We start from the raw sequence: 2040 nt of genomic DNA, 5'->3' as shown, positions 1-2040 counted from the left end.
AACGCCGCACGATCAAGGTCCGGGTGTTTCCCAACGAGGCTTCGCTCGAACGCCGGTTGTGTCTCGAATCTGGTGGAAATTCTCTGGCGGCGTTCTCCGAGCATGGGGATTTGGGCTTGATCAGGCTGCGAGGTCAAGGCTGATCGGGGCGATGGGCTGAGCCAAGGTTTCCCAGCCATCGATCTTTCGCATCTGGATCTGGCCCGATGCCATCAGCGCCCAGAGCAGCATCGGCACGGTTTCGGCGCAGGGCAGCACGGTCTGGGTTTTGATGCGGCGGCGGAATTCCTCGTTCAGGCGCTCGATGGCGTTTGTCGTGCGGGCTGATTTCCACTGCGACGGGTCCAGCCGGGTGAAGGTGAACAGCCGGCCCCCGGCTTCTTCCAGGCTGTCCGCCACCGCGCGGCACTTCAGGCGCCACTTGCGCAGGAATGCCTTGCGGCGTTTCTCGATTTTGGCCGCACCGTCGGCATAGATCATGTCGCGGTAATCCTCGGTCAACTCGTCCTGCATGCGTTTCGGGGCGTGGCCGAGAAGGTTGCGGTGCTTGTGAACCGTGCAGCGCTGGATCGGCGGGTCCTCGCCCCAGAGCGCGACGAGGGCAGCCTCAAGCCCTGGCGCGCCGTCGACAATGACAAATGCCGGTCGCTTCAGGCCGCGCGCATCGAGATCGCCGAGAAACTCGGCCCAGGCAGCTTTGCTTTCGCCGCCCATATTCATGATCGAAAGCAATACCTTCTGCCCGTCCCGGCGCACGCCGATAGCTGCCAACACCGAGATATTCGTGGCTTTCCTGTCGATGCGGGTCTTGATGACCGTGCCGTCCAGGAGTGAGTATCCGTCTTGATCAAGCGGTTTTTTTGACCCAGAAGCGGTCAGCCTTGATCAGCGCGTTGGCGGTCTCCAGGAGCTTGCGCATGATGGCGACGATGGCGACCTTTGCGGGTTTTCCGGCCGTGCAGAGCTGGGTGTATTTTGCCTTGAGGTCCGGATTGAGCCGCATGGCGACCAGGGCGGGCATGTAGAGCGCGTCACGCAACGGTTTGCGCCCGCCGCTGATGAAGGACTTGCCCTTCCATGTGCCGGATTCGCGGCTGCAAGGAACAAGGCCGGCGAGGCTTCCGGCCTGCTTTCGCTCCAGCGTCCCGATTTCAGGCAGGAAGGTAAGGATGAGCGCTGCGGCGATCGGGCCGAGACCGGGAATGGAGCACAGAATCTTGCGTTTGCGCGCGACAGGTTTGTCCTCGGCGATGTGCCTGGAAATCTCTGCATTCAGCTCCGCGATCTGGCGTTCGACCAAAGCCAGCCGCGTCTTGGTCTGGCGCTTCAAAACGGCGTTGGTTTGAACCTGGCCCCGGTTGCGCAGGCGGGTGCGCTCCTTGACCAGACCGGTCCGCGCGGCCTGCAAATCTCTGAGATCATGTAGCTTCTCAGAAATTGGCGCATCCGGTTCCAAGCCAAGTGCCGCCCCCATGCGTGCCAGGATGCGCGCATCGACGGCATCTGTCCTGGCGCGCGTGGCGCTGGCCTCGGCAAAGCGCCGGGCCTGCAACGGATTGACCTTTACCAGCGGGACCTTGCCCGACAAGGCCTTCTCGAACGCGCGGTGACAGGGGCCTGTCGGTTCATACACGATGCGCTTAAGCGGTGTCGCGCCAAGCCATTTGATCAACGCCCGCAATCCGCGCGGGGAGTTCTCGAAACGCTCCGCAGCCCGGTCTTCCAGCCGGAAAGCGTCGAGATGGGATTTCGATATGTCGATGCCGATGGTATGCTCTGTCATCTTCGCCAGCCCTGTCCTTGTCATGCGTGTCTCAAGCACGCGTATCCGTTCAGGCCCATGGTGAAGACGGCGGCCGACCTTACTCACTCGCGGTCCTGCGACACCAAGGCAGACACGATCCGACCGCCGCCACTGCCCGCCATAAATGGCGTGGCGGGCAGTGGCTCCCTTCTACCCCGGGAGCCCATGAAATTCATAAGACAAGGCAATCGTGCCTCTGCCCCGCAAGGCGTTACGGACAGTGAACCCAGGAGAGG

The 2040-nt window shown here is 62.3% G+C and carries 1 protein-coding gene and 1 pseudogene; both read right to left on the bottom strand.

Features of this window, described 5'->3' with window-relative positions:
- Nucleotides 1-120 precede the first annotated feature (120 nt).
- A pseudogene (locus tag L0H65_RS19035) lies at nt 121-831 on the bottom strand (IS256 family transposase); the annotation flags it as partial.
- 16 nt (nt 832-847) lie between these two features.
- Complete coding sequence (locus L0H65_RS19030) at nt 848-1783, bottom strand: transposase (protein ID WP_301460765.1); 936 nt, start codon at nt 1781-1783, stop codon at nt 848-850.
- Nucleotides 1784-2040: the final 257 nt, after the last annotated feature.

The organism is Pseudorhodobacter sp. (genome assembly GCF_030452865.1).
Classification (GTDB): domain Bacteria; phylum Pseudomonadota; class Alphaproteobacteria; order Rhodobacterales; family Rhodobacteraceae; genus Pseudorhodobacter.
This window is presented reverse-complemented; position numbering and strand designations above follow the sequence as displayed.